The 20,431-nt window shown below is 62.2% G+C and carries 22 protein-coding genes; 5 read left to right on the plus strand and 17 right to left on the minus strand.

The annotated features are described in order from the left end of the window. Positions 1 to 7: 7 nt before the first annotated feature. Entirely contained in the window at positions 8 to 424 is a 417-nt protein-coding gene (locus LOKVESSMR4R_RS14385; protein ID WP_087209743.1) for a hypothetical protein, read from the minus strand. A 111-nt stretch (positions 425 to 535) separates the two neighbouring features. Here LOKVESSMR4R_RS14385 and LOKVESSMR4R_RS14390 point away from each other — a divergent pair, with 111 nt between their 5' ends. From LOKVESSMR4R_RS14390 to LOKVESSMR4R_RS14400, 3 genes are read left to right on the plus strand one after another with little or no spacing between them, the layout of a single operon-like run. Next, on the plus strand, positions 536 to 1,183 hold the full coding sequence (locus tag LOKVESSMR4R_RS14390) for a carbonic anhydrase (protein ID WP_087209747.1): 648 nt from the start codon (positions 536 to 538) through the stop codon (positions 1,181 to 1,183). 9 nt (positions 1,184 to 1,192) lie between these two features. After that, positions 1,193 to 2,170, plus strand: coding sequence for a sodium-dependent bicarbonate transport family permease (locus tag LOKVESSMR4R_RS14395; protein WP_087209750.1), 978 nt, complete (start codon positions 1,193 to 1,195; stop codon positions 2,168 to 2,170). A 1-nt stretch (position 2,171) separates the two neighbouring features. Next, on the plus strand, positions 2,172 to 2,480 hold the full coding sequence (locus LOKVESSMR4R_RS14400) for a P-II family nitrogen regulator (RefSeq protein ID WP_087209753.1): 309 nt from the start codon (positions 2,172 to 2,174) through the stop codon (positions 2,478 to 2,480). A 124-nt stretch (positions 2,481 to 2,604) separates the two neighbouring features. Here LOKVESSMR4R_RS14400 and zapE read toward each other — a convergent pair whose 3' ends face one another. Genes zapE through greA form a run of 9 tightly spaced genes read right to left on the minus strand, consistent with a single transcriptional unit; the run spans position 2,605 to position 9,869 of the window. After that, the gene (zapE, locus tag LOKVESSMR4R_RS14405) at positions 2,605 to 3,666 is read right to left on the minus strand and encodes a cell division protein ZapE (protein ID WP_087209757.1); all 1,062 of its coding nucleotides are present in this window, start codon (positions 3,664 to 3,666) and stop codon (positions 2,605 to 2,607) included. Positions 3,667 to 3,715: 49 nt separating this feature from the next. After that, positions 3,716 to 4,639 carry an alpha/beta fold hydrolase gene (locus tag LOKVESSMR4R_RS14410; protein WP_087209760.1) on the minus strand — a complete coding sequence of 308 codons (924 nt, stop codon included), beginning with the start codon at positions 4,637 to 4,639 and terminating at the stop codon, positions 3,716 to 3,718. 14 nt (positions 4,640 to 4,653) lie between these two features. After that, the gene (locus LOKVESSMR4R_RS14415) at positions 4,654 to 5,568 is read right to left on the minus strand and encodes an ornithine cyclodeaminase family protein (protein ID WP_087209763.1); all 915 of its coding nucleotides are present in this window, start codon (positions 5,566 to 5,568) and stop codon (positions 4,654 to 4,656) included. Beyond that, positions 5,565 to 6,188, minus strand: coding sequence for an HAD family hydrolase (locus LOKVESSMR4R_RS14420; RefSeq protein WP_087209765.1), 624 nt, complete (start codon positions 6,186 to 6,188; stop codon positions 5,565 to 5,567). The genes LOKVESSMR4R_RS14415 and LOKVESSMR4R_RS14420 overlap by 4 nt, the downstream gene beginning before the upstream one ends. 14 nt (positions 6,189 to 6,202) lie before the next feature. Then, positions 6,203 to 6,649 (minus strand): YaiI/YqxD family protein, encoded by a 447-nt coding sequence (locus LOKVESSMR4R_RS14425; RefSeq protein WP_087209768.1) that lies wholly within the window; start codon positions 6,647 to 6,649, stop codon positions 6,203 to 6,205. Continuing rightward, positions 6,646 to 7,476, minus strand: a complete 831-nt coding sequence (gene fghA, locus LOKVESSMR4R_RS14430) for an S-formylglutathione hydrolase (protein WP_087209771.1) — start codon at positions 7,474 to 7,476, stop codon at positions 6,646 to 6,648. Before fghA ends, LOKVESSMR4R_RS14425 begins: the two co-directional genes overlap by 4 nt. A 9-nt stretch (positions 7,477 to 7,485) precedes the next feature. Then, positions 7,486 to 8,421, minus strand: a complete 936-nt coding sequence (locus tag LOKVESSMR4R_RS14435; RefSeq protein ID WP_087209774.1) for an AEC family transporter — start codon at positions 8,419 to 8,421, stop codon at positions 7,486 to 7,488. Between the two features lie 3 nt (positions 8,422 to 8,424). Beyond that, entirely contained in the window at positions 8,425 to 9,384 is a 960-nt protein-coding gene (locus tag LOKVESSMR4R_RS20250; protein ID WP_157898232.1) for a hypothetical protein, read from the minus strand. A 14-nt stretch (positions 9,385 to 9,398) separates the two neighbouring features. Further along, a complete protein-coding gene (gene greA, locus LOKVESSMR4R_RS14450; RefSeq protein WP_087209779.1) occupies positions 9,399 to 9,869 on the minus strand; it encodes a transcription elongation factor GreA in 471 nt (156 codons plus the stop codon). Between the two features lie 214 nt (positions 9,870 to 10,083). On the opposite strand from greA, the gene LOKVESSMR4R_RS14455 reads away from it, so the two are divergent. Further along, a complete protein-coding gene (locus tag LOKVESSMR4R_RS14455) occupies positions 10,084 to 11,727 on the plus strand; it encodes an electron transfer flavoprotein-ubiquinone oxidoreductase (protein ID WP_087209782.1) in 1,644 nt (547 codons plus the stop codon). Between the two features lie 45 nt (positions 11,728 to 11,772). Here LOKVESSMR4R_RS14455 and LOKVESSMR4R_RS14460 read toward each other — a convergent pair whose 3' ends face one another. The 7 genes from LOKVESSMR4R_RS14460 to LOKVESSMR4R_RS14495 form a co-directional block, all read right to left on the minus strand. After that, positions 11,773 to 13,113 carry a S41 family peptidase gene (locus LOKVESSMR4R_RS14460; RefSeq protein WP_087213315.1) on the minus strand — a complete coding sequence of 447 codons (1,341 nt, stop codon included), beginning with the start codon at positions 13,111 to 13,113 and terminating at the stop codon, positions 11,773 to 11,775. Positions 13,114 to 14,189: 1,076 nt separating this feature from the next. Continuing rightward, positions 14,190 to 15,704: a 2,3-bisphosphoglycerate-independent phosphoglycerate mutase gene (gene gpmI, locus LOKVESSMR4R_RS14470; RefSeq protein WP_087213318.1), complete on the minus strand. Its 1,515-nt coding sequence runs from the start codon at positions 15,702 to 15,704 to the stop codon at positions 14,190 to 14,192. 103 nt (positions 15,705 to 15,807) lie between these two features. Next, the gene (gene rlmH / locus LOKVESSMR4R_RS14475; protein WP_087209785.1) at positions 15,808 to 16,278 is read right to left on the minus strand and encodes a 23S rRNA (pseudouridine(1915)-N(3))-methyltransferase RlmH; all 471 of its coding nucleotides are present in this window, start codon (positions 16,276 to 16,278) and stop codon (positions 15,808 to 15,810) included. Next, positions 16,278 to 16,733 carry a ribosome silencing factor gene (gene rsfS, locus LOKVESSMR4R_RS14480; protein ID WP_087209788.1) on the minus strand — a complete coding sequence of 152 codons (456 nt, stop codon included), beginning with the start codon at positions 16,731 to 16,733 and terminating at the stop codon, positions 16,278 to 16,280. Before rsfS ends, rlmH begins: the two co-directional genes overlap by 1 nt. Positions 16,734 to 16,827: 94 nt before the next feature. Next, entirely contained in the window at positions 16,828 to 17,853 is a 1,026-nt protein-coding gene (locus LOKVESSMR4R_RS14485; RefSeq protein ID WP_087209791.1) for a zinc-binding dehydrogenase, read from the minus strand. Then, positions 17,850 to 18,638, minus strand: a complete 789-nt coding sequence (locus LOKVESSMR4R_RS14490; protein WP_087209794.1) for an exodeoxyribonuclease III — start codon at positions 18,636 to 18,638, stop codon at positions 17,850 to 17,852. The genes LOKVESSMR4R_RS14485 and LOKVESSMR4R_RS14490 overlap by 4 nt, the downstream gene beginning before the upstream one ends. A 21-nt stretch (positions 18,639 to 18,659) precedes the next feature. After that, a complete protein-coding gene (locus LOKVESSMR4R_RS14495) occupies positions 18,660 to 19,649 on the minus strand; it encodes an asparaginase (RefSeq protein ID WP_087209796.1) in 990 nt (329 codons plus the stop codon). A gap of 196 nt (positions 19,650 to 19,845) precedes the next feature. Here LOKVESSMR4R_RS14495 and LOKVESSMR4R_RS14500 point away from each other — a divergent pair, with 196 nt between their 5' ends. After that, positions 19,846 to 20,376: an invasion associated locus B family protein gene (locus LOKVESSMR4R_RS14500; RefSeq protein WP_087209800.1), complete on the plus strand. Its 531-nt coding sequence runs from the start codon at positions 19,846 to 19,848 to the stop codon at positions 20,374 to 20,376. Positions 20,377 to 20,431: the final 55 nt, after the last annotated feature.

Here is a 20,431-nt window from a genome sequence, read left to right on the forward strand (position 1 = left end):
TCCGCTGTCACGGATCGCGGAAATCCCACAGCTCTGTCACGGTGACGTCAAAGGCGCGTTCCAGCCGCCCCAGAATTGCGGCAAGCGCGTGACGGTCGCCAAAAGCGGCCGCATCCGCGACATGTTTGGCAGCAAGGGCAACATCGGTCAGCCCGATCTGCCCCGCCACCAGTGCGATCCGGGCTGCGGGCTTGGCCATGGCCGCATGATCGGCCGCGGCCAGCCGCTGCTGCAACTGGTCCAGCCAATTGGCCATGCCTTCGAGGATATCGCATAACATATCTTCTGCCGCGCGGCCGGGATGATCGGCAAAAACCTGCGCCAACCGGCTTGGATCGCGCTGCGCGCCGCCAAGCTGGCGCAGAAAAACAACCTCGCAGCCGGGGCGGGGATGGGCGATGTGGAAATGCATTGTCTTGTCCATGACCCCAGCCTTACGATACCGACATTCCCAGAAGGTTGACGGAAAAGTAAAAATCGCTCGAAATTCATAAAAATGCGACGTATTCCCTCCAAAGATTGCAAGGATTGATGCATGCACTATGTCCGCCCGCTTCCGGCCTATCTGGTCGAGCGCTATCACGGCTGGAAAGCGACCGTTTTCGAATCCAACAGGTTTGTTTTCGGGGAACTCGCCGCAAAGGGTCAGCAGCCACGGGTCATGATCGTCTCTTGCTGCGACAGCCGGCTGCATGTCACATCAATCTTTGGCGCCGATCTTGGCGAATTGTTCATTCACCGCAATATCGCCAATCTGATCCCGCAATATGAACCCGACGGGCTGCATCACGGCACATCCGCCGCCGTGGAATACGGTGTGCGCACGTTGAAAGTGCAGCATCTGATCGTGCTGGGCCATTCGGGCTGCGGCGGCGTCGAGGGCTGCTATAACATGTGCGCGGGACATGCCCCCGACCTGAACGAAAAGTCCAGCTTTGTCGGCCGCTGGCTCGATATCATGCGCCCGGCCTATGACGGGCTTCCGGCGGGCGATGATTCCAGCCGCAAACAGGCGCTGGAAAAGGCCTCCATTCTGGTTTCATTGCAAAATCTGATGACCTTCCCCTTCATCCGCAGCGCCGTGCTTGATGGCAGCATCAGCCTGCATGGGCTGTGGAAAGATATCGGCGAAGGCCTGCTTGAAACCTATGACCCGACCGACGATTGCTTTGTCCCATTGTGAAAGCCTGATATGATCGAAATACTGTCCCTCGCCGGCGCAAACCTGATCTCGCCGATTATCCTGAGCTTTGCGCTGGGGCTTTTGGCGGCTCTGGCGCGGTCCGACCTGACCATCCCCGAGGCCGTGGCCAAGGGCATGTCGATCTATCTGTTATTTGCGATCGGGTTCAAGGGCGGGGTCGCGGTCAGCGCGCATGGCATCGACCAGACGCTGGTGCTGGCCCTGCTGGCGGGGCTTGTGCTGTCTTTTACGCTGCCGCTGCTGGCCTTTGGTCTGCTGCGGGTGTTGACGGGGCTGTCGGCCGTGGATGCGGCCGCTGTCGCGGCGCATTACGGCTCGATCAGCATCGTGACCTTCGTTGCGGCAACATCCGTGCTGCAAGGGCGGATGATCTCGTCCGAGGGCTATATGGTTGCGGTCGCCGCCGTGATGGAAGCCCCCGCCATTCTCTCGGCGCTCTGGCTTGTGGCGCGCTCGGGCGGCGAGGCCCGGATGGAGCCCGGGCTGATCCGCGAATTGCTGCTGAACGGCTCGATCGTGCTGCTGGTCGGGGCGTTTTTCATTGGCGCGATCACCGGCGAAAAAGGCTTTGCCGAAATCAGCGCCTTCATCGAGGCCCCGTTCAAAGGTGTCTTGTGCCTGTTCTTGCTGGATATGGGGCTGATCGCAGGGCGTGGATTGCGCCAGTCGCGCGGCGTGCTGGGCCTGGGCGCTGTCGGTTTTGCCATCGCGATGCCGCTGGTCAGCGCGCTGCTCGGCCTCGGTGTCGGCGCGTTGATCGGGCTGTCGCTGGGCGGGATCGTGCTGATGATGGTGCTTTGCGCCTCGGCCAGCTATATCGCCGTGCCCGCCGCCATGCGCGTCGCCTTGCCAGAGGCCAATCCGGCAATATACCTGACGCTCTCGCTGGGCGTGACCTTCCCCTTCAACCTGACGCTGGGCATCCCGCTCTATCTTGCCATCGCCCAAGCCGTGACCGGAGCCTGACATGCAGACCCATATCGCCAAACGCGTCGAAATCGTGATCGAAGCCCCGCTGGAACGCCGCCTGACCGAGGCGCTGACCGCCGCGGGGGTCACCGGCTATACCGTGCTGCCGGTTCTGGGCGGGTCGGGACGGTCAGGGCAATGGTCGCGCGACGGACAGGTCGGGCGCGCGGGCATGGTCAGCGTGGTCTGCCTGATCAAGCCGAAACGGCTGGACGGGCTGCTGGATGCGATCTTTGCCGTGGTCAAGAAACATATCGGCGTCGTCAGCGTCACCGATGCCCATGTGCTGCGCGCCGAACGGTTCTGATCCGCGCGGGGACAGGCCGAAGATACTTTTAAGCCTCCGGCGGGGATATTTAGGCTCGGAAGATGGGGGTAAGTCGCTCTGCATCTTCCGAGTAAAAATATCCCCGCCGGAGGCCCAAAAGTTTCTATCCGGCCGCCTGCCCCCATCCCGCCGATTGCATTTCGCGCAAGCGGCTGGCGGTGCGGGCGAATTCGAACGTGCCTTCACCTTCGAGATAGAGCATCTCGGGGCTGGCGGCAGCCGAACAGATCAACCGCACCTTCGCCTCGTAAAGCGCGTCGATCAGCGTGACAAAGCGTTTCGCCTCGTTGAAATTGCTGCGCGACAGGGCGGGGATATCCTCGAGGATCAGCACCCGTACGGCATCGGCCAGCGTCAGGTAATCCGCGGGGCCAAGCGGGCGACCGCACAGATCATAGAATGTCGCCCGCGCGACCCCGTTGTGAAACCGCGGCAGCGTGACCTGCCGTCCGTTGACATGCAGCACCAGCGCCTCGGACTGGCCCATGCTGAAATCATCCCAGATGGCGTTGATCGCGGCACGGGACACGGCATCAATCGGGGTGAAATAGCTGGGGCTGCCGGCCAGACGGTCCTGCCGGTAATCGGTTGCGCTGGCCAGTTCATGCAGGACCATCCGCTCCTTGAGAAGCGCGATGAAAGGCAAGAAAAGCTGCCGGTTCAGCCCGTTGAGATAAAGATCATCGGGTGGCCGGTTCGATGTCGTCACCACCACGACCCCTGCCGCCATCAGCGCGGTAAAAAGCCGCCCGACGATCATCGCATCGGTGATGTCGCTGATCTGCATTTCATCAAAGGCCAGAAACCGCACCCGGCCTGCCAGTTTAGCCGCCACTGGGGCGATGGCGTCATCCACCCCGTCCTTGCGCGCCAGCGCGATTTCGGCATGGACCCATTGCATGAAAGCGTGGAAATGCCAGCGTTCCTTGGGCGCATCCACCGTGGCAAACAGCATATCCATCAACATGGATTTGCCCCGCCCGACCCCGCCCCAAAGATAAAGCCCCTTTGCAGGCGGCGGCCTCTTGCGGAAAAAGCCGGTTTTGACCGGGACGGCCAGCGCTGCCCTGATCCGCTCTAACGCGGGCAAGGCTGCGCTTTGCGCCGGATCGGGCGTCAGTTTGCCTGCGGCGACGGCGGCCTCATATGCCTGTTGGATGGTCATGCGCGCTGCATAGCGTGACTGCCCTGCCTTGAAAAGGACCGCCCGCAGGTCAGCCGCGCAGGGCGGTGCGCAGCGCCTTGATCGTCTCGGCCGGGTGGCTATAGGGCATTGCATGGCCTGCCTTTGGCACGACCTCTTGGCGCGCATCGCGGTTCCACTGAGCCAGCAGCCCAAGCGCGGATAGCGTGGTGATCTCGTCCTTCTCGGCCCAGATCGCAACCACGGGCAGCGCCAGAGCCGCGATCTTGCGATGCTCTTTTTCCAACCTTTGGGACAGGATGCCGCGTCGGCTTGACAGGATCGCACGCAAAGAACCCCGGCGGTTCAGCGCGGCATGTTGCGCCGCCTGCATGATATTGAGGGTCAGGTTCGGCCCATTTGCCGGGATCGCCGCCCGCAGGTAACGGCAGCCGAACATGCCATGGACCCAATCGCCGACCACCGGGGTGCGGCGACAGAAACGGGTGAACCGATCCTCGCTGCTGCTGATCCCGGCCGAGGCAAAAAGCATCAGCCGAGTCACGCGGTGCGGGTGCTGCGCGGCAAAGAGCGTCGCGATTGATCCGCCCATGTCATAGCCGACCAGCGTCACCGCTTCCGGGACCTGCTGATGGTCCAGAAGGTCCGACAATTGCCGTGTGAAAAACCGGCCATCCTGTCGTCCACGCACTGCATCGGACAGGCCCCGCCCGTAAAGATCATAGACCAGCACCCGGTAGCCCAGCTGGCCCAGCCCTTCGGCCAGGTCGACCATGCAGACAGAGGGTGTCGCGACCCCGTGGATCAGCACCGCAACCGGCCCCCGCGCCGAGCCCAGCCAGCGATAACAGGTCACCCCCTGCGACAGGGCTGCGAAATCGCCCCTGGCCCCTTGCCGCGCGTCAGCCCCGATGCTGACCCGCCGCCTGTCCAACCACCACGGCAGCACCGCGATCCCCGCAAGGGCCAGCACCAAGATCACCAGATACCACATCGGCCCGCATCCTATCAGCCGCGCGCTTGCCAGACATCCAGAATATGCCGGCAGGTCATCAGATCGAGATGCGCGCCACCCCCGTTCTTGAACAGGGTAATCTCGTCGGGATTATGGCGCTTGAACTGGTCCAGCGCGTAATAATCGGCGATGATATCATTTTGCGTGATCGCCCCGGCCGCGATGGGGATTTTCAGCTCTCCGATATGGTGAGTCGTGGTGTCCCGGCTATCGACGAAAATGCGCGCTTTTTGCAGGGCGGCATCATCCGCTTCGCGCATATCGGGGCGGTAGGCGCCGATCAGGTCAAGATGGGTGCCGGGTTGCAACCACTGGCCCTTGATCAAAGGCGCCGTGGACATGGTGGCAGAGGTCACGATATCCGCGCCGCGCACCGCCTGTTCCAGATCACCCGCGACAGTCACATCCGGAAAGGCTTGGCGAAATGCCTCGGCCCCCTCGGCAGAGCGGTTCCAGATTGTGAACCGCGCGTCGGGAAAGGCCGCGCCATAGGCCTGCCGCAGCGACTGGCCCACGGTACCCGCGCCGACGATCAGGATATTGCGGCTGTCGGGCCGTGCCAGCAGGCGCGCCGCCAGCAGGCTGTCACCGGCGGTTTTCCATTTTGTCACCAGATGGAAATCAAGGATCGCCTCCAGCGCGCCATCTGTCCCTGAAAACAGGTTCACCGCCCCGCCGATGGCAGGTTTGCCCAGCGCCTTGTTGGCGGGAAAGATCGTGGCGCATTTCACCGCCAGCCCCAGCCCCGCGATCCAGGCGGACCGGTTCAGCAGGGTGTTTTGCCCTTCGTAAAGGAACACATCGGCGACATCGGCCTTTGGCCCTTGATGCCCTGCCGCCAGCGCATCGGTCAGGGCGAGCCAGTCGAGCATGGGATCGGCTTCGGCAAAGGGGATCATCACGGTCATCGGGCTTGGCTTTCTGTCAAAAGACCCGCAGCCACCAGCCGGTCGGCCCAGCCCTGCGGATGTGTGAAAAGATGCGTCTGCCAACCGCGCGCGGCAGCGGCGGTGATATTGTCGATCCGGTCATCGGCGAACAAAAGCGATGCGGGATCAAGGCCGCAATCATCCTCGACCATCTGATAAATGGCGGCGTCGGGTTTGATCACCGCCATATGCCCCGAAATATAGCGCCGGTCGAATTCGGACAGGAACGGATAGACCGGTTCGGCGATCTCGAAGGTCTGGATGCCGAAATTGGTCAGCGCGAAGACCGGCACAGCGTTGCCGCGCAGCGCCCGCAGCAGCCGCACCGAATGGTCGATGGCGGGGGATGCCATCTCGATCCAGCGGTCGTGCCACATCAGCACCTCGTCGCGCCAATCGGGGTTGGCCTCGGCTGCGGCATGGATCGTGTCGCGGAAATGTTCGCCACGGTCCACCGCGTCATTGATCCCGTGCAGGTCGATGGCGGCGAACATCGCGGCGCGGCGGTCGGCACCGATGACGCTGTCGAAAAACCGTTCGGGCTGCCATTCGATCAGCACATTACCAATATCGAACACCACGGCCTGGACATCTGGCATCTTCGTTCCTTTGCTTAGGGGCGCGCCGCCGCGCGGACCGCCCGTTCCAGCGCATCCAGAAACCTTGCGCGGTCCGCCTTGGTGAATGGCTTGCCGCCGCCTTGCCGGAACGGATCGGCGGCGCGCATATCGGCCATCAGGTCGCGTGTCGCCAGCACATTGCCGATATTGGCCTGTGTCAGCGGCTCGCCATTATGTTTCAGCACCAGCGCGCCATTGGCGATGCAGCGCGCCGCCAAGGGAATATCGCCGGTGATCACCACATCGCCCTTGGTCGCGCGATCCGCGATCCACATATCAGCCACATCGGGACCATCAGGGACCACCACCGTTTCGACCAGCGGATTGGCCGAGGGCCGGATGCCACCGTTCGAGACGACAAACATGCCCAGCCCGTGGCGGGTGCCGACGCGTTCCACCTCGGCCTTTACGGGGCAGGCATCGGCATCGACATAGATCATGCGTAAAGCGCCTGCGCATGGAAATCGATATGGTCTTCCATGAAGGTCGCGATAAAGAAATAGGAATGGTCATAGCCCTTTTGCAGGCGCAAGACCCCGTCCTGACGGCGCGCGGCCATGGCGGCGGCCAGATGTTCGGTGCCCAAAAGATCGCCGAATTGGTCCGCGGTGCCGGTGTCGATCAACACGGGGCCGTCGAAGCCATTTTTCTGCATCAACAGCGTCGCGTCATGCGCGGCCCAAGCCGCTTCGTCCGCGCCCAGATAGGCGGTGAATTGCTTGCGGCCCCAATCGCTGCGCGTCGGATGGCAGATCGGCGCAAAGGCGGAAACAGACCGAAACCGCCCCGGCAGACCCATCGCCAGTGTCAGCGCGCCATGCCCGCCCATCGAATGGCCAGTGATGGCTTGGCGGTCCATATCCAGCGCAAATTTCGCCCCGATCAGATCAGGCAATTCTGCGCTGATGTAGTCCCACATCTGGAAATGCGGTGCCCAAGGATCTTGGGTGGCATTCACATAGAACCCCGCGCCCTGCCCCAGATCGTAAGCTTCGTCATTGGCGACGCCTTCGCCGCGTGGCGAGGTATCGGGGAAAACAACCGCAATGCCTTGTTCGGCGGCCCAGCCTTGGGCACCGGCCTTGATCATCGCGTTTTCATGCGTGCAGGTCAGGCCGGACAGGAACCACAAGACCGGCACGGGGCCGGTGGCGGCCTCTTCTGGCAGGAACAGGCCAAAGGTCATCTCTGTGCCGCAGGCTTTGGAGGCGTGGCTATAGACGCCCTGTGTGCCGCCAAAGCAGCGGTTTTCCGCGATTGTTTTCATCTGTCTGTCCTATCCCATGAATCCCGTGACCCAGCCGATCACCAGCGACACCGTGACCACGCTGCCCGCCGTTGACACCAGGATCGACGCCGATACGCGCGCGGGTGCGACGCCGTAATGCTGCGCCAGAATGAACACATTGCCCGCCACGGGCAGCGCGGCGGCGGCGATCATCACGCCCGCAGCATAGGGGTCGATTGTAAACACCAAAAGCGCGGCAATGGCCACGGCCGCAGGATGCAGCACCAATTTGCAAAACGTCAGCCAGCCCGCGACCGCGACCCGTTCGGCAGATTTCGTGGCCAGCGATGCGCCGATGGCGAACAAGGCCCCCGGTGTCGCCGCGGCCCCCAGCAAGACCATGAATTCATTGATCGGCACCGGCACGGTCCAGCCAAGGGACGACACCGTCAGCCCCAAGGTGATCGACACGATCATCGGGTTCTTGATCAGCCCGGTGAAGACGGTGACAAGGATCACCGGCGACATGCGCCCATCGCGCGATCCGGTGATCAGGATCACGATCAGGCTGCCAAAGACGATCAGATCAACCGCCAAGACCAGCATGATCGGGCCAATGGCTGGTTCACCCAGCAACAGCACCAGCATCGGGATGCCAAGGAAACCGACATTGCCGATCACCGCGCATTGCGCCTCGACCGCGGCTTCGGTCATCGGGCGGTTGCGGCGCAGGGCCACCAATGTGGCCAGCACATAGACCACCGATGTCCCCGCCAGATAGGCAAAGACGAACTGCCAATCAAGGATCGCATCCAGCGACAGATTGGCCGAAAACCGGAACAGCATCGCCGAGAGCGCAAAGTAGAACACGAATTTCGTCAGATAGGCGGTGGCTTCGGCGGAGAAGAACTTGGTCCGGCCAGAGCCGTAGCCAAGGGCGATCAGCATGAAGAAAGGCAAGGTCTTAAGAAAGATATCCCACATGGCCTAGTCAAAGGTCCGTGTCGCGCGCCCAAGCAGCATAAAGGCGCGCGCAGTGCGGGTCTCTGCCAGCGCAAGCAGGTCGGTATCAGTGGCGTTTTGCACGAATGTCACAAGGATTTCATCGAAACGGCGCATGAAATGATGCACGGCATCGCGAAAGATCGTGTCCTCGCGCATCCGCGCCGCAACCACCGACAGCGCGGTGCCATCGCGGACCGCCCCCAAGCCGTCGATACCGCGCCCGCGTTCCCCCTTGGCGAAACGACGCCACAGATCGGCGCTGGCGGGGTCGGGCCGCAAATCATCCATGTAAATGCCATCCTGCGACAAAAGCGTCAGCACATCCTGACTGGCCTGCACCAGACGGCGCGCCTGCCGGTCGCGCAAGGCCCGGCGCAATGCCGCGAAACCATCGGTATCGTCCTGATTCTCTGGAAAGTTCAAGGCGCGCACCAGATCGGGGCGTTCCAAGGGCGGATCGTCATCCTCGGGTCCGGGACCCAGCGCCAGCGTCGGCTGGTCGGCCTGCCCTTGCGCGGGCGCGCGCGGCGCGATCTGGCGCGACATCTCGCGGCGGGATGCGAACTGCGATGCGGCATCGGGCGCCGGGGTCGGTGCAGGCGCAGGGGCCAGTGTGGGAGCGGGCGCAGGCGCAGGTGCCGGTGCAGGAGCGTGGCGGGCGTCGATCAGGGCCTGCCGCAGGGCATCGATCGTGGCTTGCATGCTTTGGGTCTGCGCAACCATCCGGCGCGCCGTGCGGGCCGACAGCAAGGCGATCCATGCCATACCCACCGGCAGGCATAGGGCCAGCAGCATCACCACATGACGCAGACCATCCGTATCCGCCGGCAGAAACCAGAAGAACAGCCCCATGCCGACGATCCAGAGAACGGACAGCAGGGCCGCCACGGTTTCGGTCTGCGTCAAGCCTTGCAGATCATCTGTGTGCGGCCTTTGCGGCATCGCCTGCGCGCTTTCTATTTATAGGTGATCTTCAATATCTCGTAGCTGCGTACGCCGCCCGGCGTGCTGACCTCGATACTGTCGCCTTCCTCTTTGCCGATCAAGGCACGCGACAGAGGCGATTTCATGTTCAGCTTGCCGCTTTCGATATCGGCCTCGTATTCGCCGACGATCTGATAGGTCTTTTCCTCGTCGGTGTCTTCATCGACCAGCACGACGGTCGCGCCGAATTTCACCGGACCCGAGAATTTCGACGGGTCGATCACCTCGGCCAGCGAAATCACGCTTTCCAGTTCTTTCACGCGCCCTTCGATAAACGACTGCTTTTCCTTTGCGGAATGGTATTCGGCGTTTTCCGATAGATCGCCATGTTCGCGCGCCTCCGAGATCGCGCGGATGATCGCGGGGCGTTCCACGGTTTTGAGATGCTTGAGTTCAGCATCAATCTTGTCGAAACCCGCACGGGTTAGTGGAATCTTTTCCATCTCGCAGGCCCTCCCGGGCGAAAAATATCAGTCCGACGTTCATAGCCTATCAGGGCAGAGCAAAGTCAAGGCCTGCCGCACGCTTGTCGGCGGTGGCACATTTTGACGCCGTGTCTTGATTGCCCCGTGGCTATGCATCAGGTAACGCTTGCTGCGACCAGATAAAAGGGGGCTGCCCCCGATCTTGACAGGCCCGTTTTCTAAAGGACAGACAATGACCCAGATTGAACGCGAAGCGATGGAATATGATGTCGTCATCGTTGGCGCAGGCCCCGCAGGTCTGTCCGCCGCGATCCGCCTGAAACAGCTTGACGCCGATCTGAACGTGGTCGTTCTGGAAAAAGGGTCAGAGGTCGGCGCGCATATCCTGTCGGGCGCCGTGCTGGACCCTGTCGGGCTGAACCAGCTGATCCCCGATTGGAAGGCCAAGGGCGCGCCCCTGAACGTGCCGGTGACCGAAGATAATTTCTACATGCTGGGGCAGGCCGGACAAATCCGCATCCCCAATATGGTGATGCCGCCTTTGATGAACAACCACGGCAATTACATCGTCTCGATGGGCAATGTCTGCCGCTGGCTGGCCGAACAGGCCGAGGAATTGGGCGTCGAGATTTTCCCCGGCATGTCCTGTTCAGAGGTCGTCTATGGCGCGGATGGCGCGGTCAAAGGCGTGGTGGCCGGTGAATTCGGCAAGAACCCCGATGGCACCCAAGGGCCTAACTATGAACCCGGCATGGAATTGCACGGCAAATATGTCTTTCTTGGCGAAGGTGTGCGCGGATCGCTGTCCAAACAGGTGATCGCGAAATTCGATCTGGATGCGAATTCCGACGTGCAGAAATACGGCCTCGGCATGAAGGAAATCTGGGAAATCGACCCCGCCAAGCACAAACCCGGCACCGTGACCCATACGATGGGCTGGCCGCTGGACAGCAATGCAGGCGGTGGGTCTTTTATCTATCACCTTGATAATAATCAGGTTTATGTCGGCTTTGTTGTCCACCTGAACTATAAGAACCCCTATGTATTCCCCTATATGGAATTCCAGCGGTTCAAACATCACCCGATGGTGGCGGACCTGCTGAAAGGCGGCAAACGCGTGGCTTATGGCGCGCGCGCGATTTCCGAAGGCGGGTTCCAGTCGCTGCCGCAGCTGGCCTTTCCGGGCGGTGCGCTGCTGGGCTGTGCGGCAGGCATGGTCAACGTGCCGCGCATCAAGGGCAACCATAATGCCATGCTGTCCGGCATCGCCGCCGCCGAGGCTGCTGTTGGCGCGATCAAGGCCGGCCGCAGCGGTGACGCGCTGGACGATTACGACGCTGCCGTGCGCAATGGCCTGATCGGGCGCGACCTGAAAAAGGTCCGCAATGTCAAACCGCTCTGGTCGCGTTACGGTCTGATGGCGTCACTCAGCCTTGGGGGCACGGATATGTGGCTGAACACATTCGGTATCCGGCTGGGCACGCTCTTGCATGGCAAGACCGATGCCGCCGCGACCGAACCCGCATCCAAGCATAAAGTGATCGATTACCCCAAACCCGACGGCACTTTGTCGTTCGACCGGCTGACCAATGTCGCCTTCAGCTTTACCAATCACGAAGAAAGCCAGCCTGCGCATCTGCAGTTAAAGGATCCCGCCCTTCCGGTGGCGGTGAACCTGCCCAAATTCGCAGGCCCTTCTGCGCGCTACTGCCCCGCGGGTGTTTATGAATTCGTCGGCTCTGGCGATGACACGCGGTTCCAGATCAATTTCCAGAACTGCGTGCATTGCAAGACCTGCGATATCAAGGACCCCAGCCAGAACATCGTCTGGACGGTCCCGCAGGGTGGCGACGGGCCGAATTACCCCAATATGTAATCGCAGGTTAGCCTGCCGCAATGACCTGCGGCAGGCTAAGCGGGTTCAGTCCGCGCCATTGGCCAGCGGGCCAAGCGCGTTCAACCCTTTGAGGATATCAATCGCATAGGCCAGCTGGTAATCCTGTTCGCGCAATTGCGCGGCGGTTTCGGCGCGGGCGCGTTCTTGCTCGACCTGACGCAGCTGGTCTTCGGACAGGCCGTTGTTCAAGGCCCCGCGCAAATCAGCCTCTGAGCGCGTCGCGGGCGCGTCATCTTCCTCATCGGTGGCGGGCTGCGGGCGTGGCTGTTCCACGATGATATCAGGCGAAATACCCAAAGCCTGGATAGACCGGCCCGATGGTGTGTAATAGCGCGATGTGGTCAGGCGCATCGCCCCCTCGCCGCGCAGGGGCACAACGGTCTGCACCGATCCTTTGCCAAAGGAATTGGTGCCCACGATGATCGCGCGGCGATGGTCCTGCAAGGCCCCCGCCACGATTTCCGAGGCCGAGGCAGAGCCGCCATTGATCAGCACCACAATCGGCTTGCCTTCGGCCAGATCGCCGGATGTGGCGTTAAAGCGTTCGCCATCCTCGGGGTTGCGGCCACGGGTCGAGGTAATCTCGCCTGCATCCAGAAAAGCATCGGCAACATAGATCGCCTGGCTAAGCAGGCCGCCGGGGTTGTTGCGCAAATCCAGTACGATCCCGTCGATATTGTCCAAGCCTCCGGCAGCAGCGACCTGTTCGGCCATGCCGTCGCGCAGATTGGGAAAGGTCTGTTCGTTAAAGGTGGACACGCGCAACACGACGGCATCACCTTCGGTGCGGGTGCGCACGGCGGTCAGCTTGATCGTGTCGCGGATGATCGACACTTCGAAGGGTTCCACTTCACCTTCGCGCACGACGGTGATCACGATTTCCGATCCGACAGGGCCGCGCATCAGGTTCACCGCATCATCCAGCGTCAGGCCCATCACGCTTTCGCCATCAACGGCCGTGATGAAATCGCCCGCCATGATACCCGCAACATCCGCCGGTGTGCCATCCATGGGCGAGACGACCTTGACCCAGCCTTCCTCTTGCGTGACCTCGATCCCCAGACCGCCGAATTCACCCGATGTCTGCACGCGCATCGCGGCGGCATCCTCGGCAGACAGATAGCTGGAATGCGGATCAAGGGATGTCAGCATGCCATTGATCGCGGCCTCGATCAGTTCTCGGTCATCGACCTCTTCGACATAGCCCGCGCGGATCCGCTCGAAGATATCGCCAAACAGATCCAGCTGTTCGTATACGCTGGTTTGTTGACCCTGCTCTTGCGCCAAGAGAGGGCCCGCCACCTGACTTGTCACCAAGAGCCCCAGCACAGCACCGCCTGTCGCGGCCATCATCAGCTTATTCATCGGTTTTCCCATTCTATTCCAGCGCGAACCATGCATCCGGGTTGACCGAAGCTTGCCCATCCCTGACCTCAAGATAAAGGGGCTGCGTGGTCTGACCGGCATCAATCGCCTGATTGTGACCAAGATTAGCGTCATCCATGCCGATGTCCCCCCCATGAGACCAAGTGGCGCACCAGCCGCGATGATCTCGCCGGGTTGGCCAAAGGCCTCGGCCATGCCCGCGATCACGAAAAGCACATCCTCGGCCGGTTCCAGAATGACGACATTGCCATAGTCAAGCAAGGGTCCGCGAAACAGCAGCGTGGCGCGCACCGGCGATGTGACCAAGGCCTGCGGGGCAGCGGCGATGGTGATACCGGGGCGGTCCGGGGTGCCGGTGCGGATGATCCCGGCCACCGGCAAAGGCAGATCGGCCGCAGGCGCAAGGTCGGTCTGTGCGGGCATGTCCAGCCCCGCAAGCTCGGATGCCAGCGCCGCCAGCGTTTGCGCAGAGGCCAGACGCTGCGCGCTTTGCGCCGGATCCTCGACAAAACGGCGCGGCACATCCTGCCGTTCCGAAATCGCGCGGCCCAAGGCCGCGCGCGCCGTCTGGGCGAAATCCAACCCTTCGCGCAACATTTCTGCCGCGGCGATCCGCCGGTCGCGCAGGTCGCGCAACCTGTCAAACTCGCGCTGCAACCGGATCACGTCATCGCGCAGGGCCGGGGTCAGATCGGCGATGATCATACCGGCGCGCACGGCCCCGACCGGCCCTTCGGGATTGGCCAGCATCACCGGCTGCGGGCTTTGGCCGATACTGGCCAGCACCATCAGAAACCCCGCAATCTCGTCGCGGCGCGCGGCCAGATCGGCGGCCACCTCGGCTTCAGCTGCGGTGATCTCGCGCAGGCTCTGGCGCATGGCAAGCAGCCCTGCCTCATAGGCCTGCACGGTCTGGGTCAGCGCGGCGACCTGATCGGCCGCCCCCTCTGCCGCGCCAAGCTGGGCATTGGCAGCCAGCAGCTGGCGCGCAGCGTCATCGGCGCTTTGCTGGGCGGCGGCAGGCAGGGCAAGCAGGATCAGGATGGCGGCCCATCTCATCGCCGGATCAGCGTCCGGCCGGTCATCTCAGGCGGCAGCGCCAGCCCCATCAGGTCAAGCATTGTGGGCGCCAGATCGGCCAAACGCCCGTCGCGCAGGGTGACGCCGTCAGGCCCGCCGACCAGCGCGACTGGCACAGGGTTCAGCGTATGCGCGGTATGCGGCCCGCCCGTGACGGGATCGATCATGGTTTCGCAATTGCCGTGATCCGCGGTAACGATCATCGCACCGCCCGCCTCCTGCAACGCCGCCAGCACCGCACCCAAACCGGTATCGACAGCCTCGCAGGCTTTGACGGCGGCGGCGATATCGCCGGTATGGCCGACCATATCGGGATTGGCGTAATTGGTGACGATCAGATCATAGCCCGCACCAATCGCCTGGACAAAAGCCTCGGTCACTGCGGCTGCGGACATTTCGGGCTGCAAATCATAGGTCGCGACCTTGGGCGATTGCGGCATATGGCGGTCCTCACCGGGATAGGGCGTCTCGACCCCGCCATTGAGGAAAAACGTCACATGCGGATATTTCTCGGTTTCGGCCAGCCGGAACTGGCGCAGACCGTGCTGGGCGACCCAAGCCCCCAGCGTGTTCTGGATATCGCGCTTGGGAAAGACGATGTCGAACCAGCCATCATGGCGGTCCGAATAGGACACCATGCCCAGCAGCGCCACAAGCGCGGGCTGCTGGCGCGCAAAGCCGTCGAATTCCGGATCAGCGATGGCGGCCAAGATCTCACGCGCGCGGTCGGACCGGAAATTCAGGCAGAAAAGCCCGTCATCCGGCGCAAAACCGGGATAATCGCCGATCACATGGGCGGGGATGAATTCATCGGTCTGACCAGCCGCCTGCGCCGCGGCAACCGCCGCCAGCGGATCAGCGGCAGGCACGCCCTGGCCCAGCACCATGGCGCGATAGGCGGTCTCGACCCGGTCCCAGCGGTTATCGCGGTCCATCGCGTAATAGCGGCCTGTCACGGTGGCGATGCGTGCCTGAGGCGGCAACATCTCGATCAAGGCCGTCATGAAATGGCCGGCCGAGGATGGGGCCACATCGCGCCCGTCGGTGATGGCGTGCACAATGACCGGCACACCCGCATCGGTGATGGCGCGGGCCGCGGCGGCGATATGGGCCAGATGGCCATGCACGCCACCATCCGACACCAGCCCCATCAAATGCGCGGCCCCGCCGCTGGCGCGCAGCTTGGCGATAAACCCGGCCAGCGCGGCATTGCGAAAAAACGAGCCATCCTCGATCGCCAGATCGATCTGGCCCAGATCCATCGCCACCACGCGGCCCGCGCCGATATTGGTATGGCCGACCTCGGAATTGCCCATCTGGCCGGTGGGCAGGCCCGCATCATTGCCATGGGTCAAAAGCTTGGCATGCGGGCCTTGCATGATCGCATCGAAATGCGGGGTCTGGGCCAGCTTGGGCGCATTGCCTTCGACAATGTCGCGCAGGCCCCAGCCATCCAGAATGCACAAAACGACAGGTTTGGGGGCGGACATGGCGAACTCCTCTGCATGCCCGCGATTCATACCGCCGGATCAGCCCAGCGCCAACCCGGCCAGCACCTTCTTTTTTCCAAAAATACTCCCCGCGCGGAGCGCATCAAACCCGGTGATACGGCCCGCCCGACAGGATCGACGCCGCCCGGTACAGCTGTTCGGCCAGCATCACCCGCACCAGCATATGCGGCCAGACCATCGCGCCGAAACTCAAAGACGCATCCGCATCGGCGCGCAAGGCGGGGTCGATCCCATCCGCGCCGCCGATCACAAAGGCCACATCCTGCCGCCCTTGATCGCGCCAGCCTGCCAGCAGGTCGGCAAATTGCGGCGAGCTCATCACCCGCCCGCGTTCATCCAATGTGCAGATCAGCGCGCCAAGCGGCACCGCACGGCGCAGCAATGCGGCCTCTGCCGCCATGCCGCCGCCCTTTTTATCCTCGACCTCGATCAGCTGCGCAGGGCCAAGCGCCAAGGCGCGTCCCGTCCGCTCGAACCGGGTCAGGTAATCATCGTATAAATCACGCTCGGGCCCCTGCCGCAGCCGGCCCATGGCGCAAATCTGGATGCGCATCAGCCCGCGGCGACTTTGCCCGGCTGCCACATCTTTTCAAGCTGATAGAACTCGCGCACTTCGGGGCGAAAGATATGGACGATCACATCGCCGGTATCCACCAGCACCCAATCGCCGGTATCTTTGCCTTCGGTCTTGGAAATGATGCCAAGATCCTGCTTGAGCCTGTCGGTCAGCTTTTCCGCCATGGCGCTGACCTGACGCGTCGACCGGCCAGAGGCGATGACCATGTAATCACCCATTTCCGACTTGCCGCGCAGATTGATCTGCACGATGTCTTCGCCTTTGTCATCATCAAGGGATTGCAGAACAGCCGCCAGAATGGTTTCGCTATTCACATTTGTCAGAGCCTGCATGGCATTGGCTCCGCTTGTGGCCGCCGGTGCAGCCGAGTGGGAAAGAGACAGTTCATTGTCCTCCTGGGTTGGCGCCGACAGGGCCTCGGCGCAGGGCATAGCTATAAACTAGCAATCGCGTGGCCATTTTTCAACAAATCCGACAGCGCAAGCCGCCCCTTTGGCGGAAATACCCCGCCATGGCAATGCCAGATCAGGCGGCAGGATCAATAAACGCCTTGCCATCGGGCATCGCCAGAACCGCGGGCAGCTGCGCCATCGCCTGTGAAAGCGGGACAATGCCCGCCAGATCGGTGGTCCATGCCCGGGTCACGAAACGCTCTTGGATCGTCGCAAAGGCCTGCGGGATGCGGGCGGGGTCGACCTCTTTCATCCAGCGCGTCAGCCAGAACCCTTCGATCCTTTTGCCTTGAAAGATCAATTGCCCCAGCGCGGCCAGTTTCGGCGCATCGGTGGATAATTTGCCGTAATTGACCCAGCGCGCGCCGTTCGGCATCGCGAAAAACAGATCGGCGGTGAACTGGTCGCCCACGGCATCCAGCAGGATGCGCGGCTGATAGGTCTTGAACAAGGCCCGTGCCTGCGCCAGCGGATCAGCCGCGCCGGTCACGATCACCTCGGCCGCCCCCAGCGCAAGCAAGGCCTCGGCCTGCGCGGCGCGGCGCACCACGGCAATCGCGGGGATGCCAGCGTCGCGGCCCAGGGCGATCAGTAACTTACCCAATTGCGAGCCTGCCGCATTCAGCACGAAACTATCGGCCCCGCTGTCGCGGACAAGGTCGAACATTGCAAGCGCGGTCAGCGGGTTCACCAATTGCCCTGCGGCATCGACATCCGCCAGATCGGGGCGGCAGGGGATCAGCCCGCTGATATCGGTCATCGCATATTCGGCCCATGTGCCCGACGCCCCGGCAAAGAAACTGACGCGCTGACCCAGCAGCGGTGTGTCACCACCGACAACTTCGCCCACGCCTTCGAAACCGGCAGGCTGGCCCGAAACGCGCGGCTGGCCATATTCGCCCTTGATGAAATGGATATCCGACGGGTTCACGGCGGCCAGTTTCACCTTGATCAGCGCCTGCCCTTGGCCGGGGCTCGGCACGGGGATGTCGCGCAAGGCCAGGAATGGCGCAGCATCGGCAAGGGCGGGGCCGGTCTGGGTGCCGGCATAGCCATCCTGCACTTGCACAAGCGCGCGCATCATCTGGGGAAGTGTCATAGATCAAAACTTGCAAAAACGGGGGCATGGTCGCTGGGTTTGTCCCAGCCACGCACATGACGCAACACACGCGAACCATGCGCCGCACCCGAGATATCGGTCGTCGCCCAGACATGATCAAGCCTGCGCCCCTTGTCGGCGGCATCCCAATCGGGTGACCGATAGGACCACCAGCTATAAAGATTGCCCAGCGGGATATCCTGTCGCGTCACGTCAACCCAAGCGCCTGCGTCCATCACCTGCCCGAAATGATCGACCTCGATCGGCGTGTGGCTGACCACCTTCAGCAGCGCCTTGTGGTTCCAGACGTCATCTTCACGCGGGGCGATGTTCAGATCGCCAACAAGGATGGATTTTTCCGGCTTCAATGCGTGATAGGCGTCGCGCATATCGGTCAGGTAATCCAGCTTGTTGCCGAATTTGGCATTGACCGTGCGGTCGGCAATATCGCCACCGGCGGGGACATAATGATTATGGATCGTCACGCCGTTTTCCAGCCGTGCCGCGACATGGCGGGCATGGCCCAATGCGGCGTAATCCTCGCCCCCGGCTTCCTGCAATGGCAGCTTGGAAATGATCGCCACCCCGTTATACCCTTTTTGCCCGCGCGCGACCATATGGGTATAGCCCAGCGCCTGAAACTGCGCGACGGGGATCAGGTCAACCGGGCTTTTGCATTCCTGCAGGCACAGGATGTCGGGGGATTCGTCGCGCAGCAATTGCAGCACAAGCTCTTCGCGCAGGCGGACCGAATTGATGTTCCAAGTGGCAAGGGTAAAGGGCATGGCAGGCTTTCTTTGAGAAGGTCACAAAAGGGCGGCAGTCGGCGTGATATGGCCCGTCACACGGCCATCCCAGTTCAACACCGGCGGTGTCATCCGTGCGCGCGCGGCGGGATGATCGGCATTCAGCACACCCAGTTTGACAAGGATCGACGCCATGACGCATTCGCTGGCGCGCGTCGCACCATCGGTGATCTTGAGCGCGACACCCAGTCGCTTTTCGGGGATGATCGCGATGAACACGCCCTCGGCCCCGGTTTTCACCGCGACCTTGCCATCCATCGCGCGCATCAGATCAGTGCAGGCGCGGCCTTGGCCTGCGACCAGTTCTGGAAAGGCCATCATGGCTTCGGTCAGTTTCTGCGCCGCCGTGCTGCGGGTGTCGCTGCGATCCTGCGCCGAGGCGAAAAACGCCATCGCGCGGGCAAGGCCGTGGACCGTGCAGGCATGGTTCGGGGCGGTGCAGCCGTCGATGCCGTAACCCGGGCTGGTTTCCTGGGTGACTTCCTCAAAGGCGGATTTGCATGCGATCTGCACCGGGTGGTCGATCTCGGTGTATTCGGGCCCTGCTTGCAAATGTTTGGTCAGCGTCAGGAAACCTGCGTGCTTGCCAGAACAATTGTTGTGGATACGGCAGGGTTCGCGGTGTGCACGGATCATCGACAGGTAAAGATCCTTGTCGCGCGACGCTTGCGGGCCGCAGCGGAAATCATCATCCCCCAGCCCCAGATCGGCCAGCCAATCGCCGACCATGGCCACATGCAAAGGCGCGCCTTCATGCGAGGCACAGGCCAGCGCCAGCTGTTCGCCCTTCAGATGCGCGCCTGCACCGCTTTCCAAAAGCGGCAGCGCCTGCAGCATCTTGCAAGAGGATCGCGGATAGATCACCGCCTGCGGGTTGCCCCAGGCCTGCAGGATCGCGCCGTGATGGTCGCACACGACCGCATGGCCCTGATGCAGACTTTCGCACAGATCGCCGCGCCAGACTTCGACCAGATCAACAGGATGTGTCATGTGATGCCTTCTTGGTTTGTTGCTTTCACTGCATTACTTTGCCGAGTGAATTTTTCAGGGGTTTCCCCGAGGCGCTTTTTCTTGATAGCAAGCAACGTAACGGGTTACAGACGTTCCTGCCAGTGCAAAGGGTGCCGCAAGACGCGTCCAGGCTGGCGCGAACATCCCGAGGCAACGACGGTTTGGAGACGACAGGATGATCTTGAAGACGATGACAACGGCCGGCTTTCTGGCAGCGGTGACACTGGCAGGGATGGCGGGCGCACAAGAGCAAAGCGAAAACCGCGTGACGGCGACATCCGACTGGTCGGTTTATGTCGAGACAAGCCCGCGCGAATGCTGGGCCGTATCCGCCCCGGTCGAGACCATCAACACGCGCGATGGCACAGCGGTCGATGTGAACCGTGGTGATATCCAGCTGATCATCTTCTACCGTCCCGGTGACAATATCACGGGCCAGATCATGTTTGCCGGTGGCTATCCTTTTGCCCCCGGCTCTGTCGTGACGGTGCGGATCGGGGATACAACCTATGAATTGTTCACCGAGGGCAATTTTGCATGGCCCGCGTCGTCCGAGGATGATGCGCGCATGGTGGCCGCGATGAAGCGCGGTGCCGATGCCACCATCGTCGGCCGGTCCTCGCGCGGGACCCAGACCAGCGACAAGTTCAGCCTGATCGGCTTTACCGCCGCGGTGGACGAGGCAGCCAGCCGCTGCGCGGGGTGATGGATCTGTAAAAAACTTCTCTGCCTCCGGCGGGGATATTTATACTCGGAAGATG

It is taken from the genome of Yoonia vestfoldensis, from assembly GCF_002158905.1.
Lineage (GTDB): Bacteria > Pseudomonadota > Alphaproteobacteria > Rhodobacterales > Rhodobacteraceae > Yoonia > Yoonia vestfoldensis_B.

Coding starts and splice junctions, on each gene's coding strand:
- greA (WP_087209779.1), bottom strand. CDS start 9,869: ATGGAAAAGATTCCACTAACCCGTGCGGGTTTCGACAAGATTGATGCT.
- LOKVESSMR4R_RS14495 (WP_087209796.1), bottom strand. CDS start 19,649: ATGACACATCCTGTTGATCTGGTCGAAGTCTGGCGCGGCGATCTGTGC.
- LOKVESSMR4R_RS14390 (WP_087209747.1), top strand. CDS start 536: ATGCACTATGTCCGCCCGCTTCCGGCCTATCTGGTCGAGCGCTATCAC.
- LOKVESSMR4R_RS14425 (WP_087209768.1), bottom strand. CDS start 6,649: ATGATCTATGTCGATGCCGATGCCTGCCCCGTAAAGGCCGAGGTGGAA.
- LOKVESSMR4R_RS14460 (WP_087213315.1), bottom strand. CDS start 13,113: ATGAATAAGCTGATGATGGCCGCGACAGGCGGTGCTGTGCTGGGGCTC.
- LOKVESSMR4R_RS14395 (WP_087209750.1), top strand. CDS start 1,193: ATGATCGAAATACTGTCCCTCGCCGGCGCAAACCTGATCTCGCCGATT.
- zapE (WP_087209757.1), bottom strand. CDS start 3,666: ATGACCATCCAACAGGCATATGAGGCCGCCGTCGCCGCAGGCAAACTG.
- LOKVESSMR4R_RS20250 (WP_157898232.1), bottom strand. CDS start 9,384: ATGCCGCAAAGGCCGCACACAGATGATCTGCAAGGCTTGACGCAGACC.
- LOKVESSMR4R_RS14415 (WP_087209763.1), bottom strand. CDS start 5,568: ATGACCGTGATGATCCCCTTTGCCGAAGCCGATCCCATGCTCGACTGG.
- LOKVESSMR4R_RS14500 (WP_087209800.1), top strand. CDS start 19,846: ATGATCTTGAAGACGATGACAACGGCCGGCTTTCTGGCAGCGGTGACA.
- LOKVESSMR4R_RS14420 (WP_087209765.1), bottom strand. CDS start 6,188: ATGCCAGATGTCCAGGCCGTGGTGTTCGATATTGGTAATGTGCTGATC.
- LOKVESSMR4R_RS14385 (WP_087209743.1), bottom strand. CDS start 424: ATGGACAAGACAATGCATTTCCACATCGCCCATCCCCGCCCCGGCTGC.
- rlmH (WP_087209785.1), bottom strand. CDS start 16,278: ATGCGCATCCAGATTTGCGCCATGGGCCGGCTGCGGCAGGGGCCCGAG.
- gpmI (WP_087213318.1), bottom strand. CDS start 15,704: ATGTCCGCCCCCAAACCTGTCGTTTTGTGCATTCTGGATGGCTGGGGC.
- LOKVESSMR4R_RS14490 (WP_087209794.1), bottom strand. CDS start 18,638: ATGCCCTTTACCCTTGCCACTTGGAACATCAATTCGGTCCGCCTGCGC.
- LOKVESSMR4R_RS14400 (WP_087209753.1), top strand. CDS start 2,172: ATGCAGACCCATATCGCCAAACGCGTCGAAATCGTGATCGAAGCCCCG.
- LOKVESSMR4R_RS14455 (WP_087209782.1), top strand. CDS start 10,084: ATGACCCAGATTGAACGCGAAGCGATGGAATATGATGTCGTCATCGTT.
- fghA (WP_087209771.1), bottom strand. CDS start 7,476: ATGAAAACAATCGCGGAAAACCGCTGCTTTGGCGGCACACAGGGCGTC.
- LOKVESSMR4R_RS14485 (WP_087209791.1), bottom strand. CDS start 17,853: ATGACACTTCCCCAGATGATGCGCGCGCTTGTGCAAGTGCAGGATGGC.
- LOKVESSMR4R_RS14435 (WP_087209774.1), bottom strand. CDS start 8,421: ATGTGGGATATCTTTCTTAAGACCTTGCCTTTCTTCATGCTGATCGCC.
- LOKVESSMR4R_RS14410 (WP_087209760.1), bottom strand. CDS start 4,639: ATGTGGTATCTGGTGATCTTGGTGCTGGCCCTTGCGGGGATCGCGGTG.
- rsfS (WP_087209788.1), bottom strand. CDS start 16,733: ATGCCCTGCGCCGAGGCCCTGTCGGCGCCAACCCAGGAGGACAATGAA.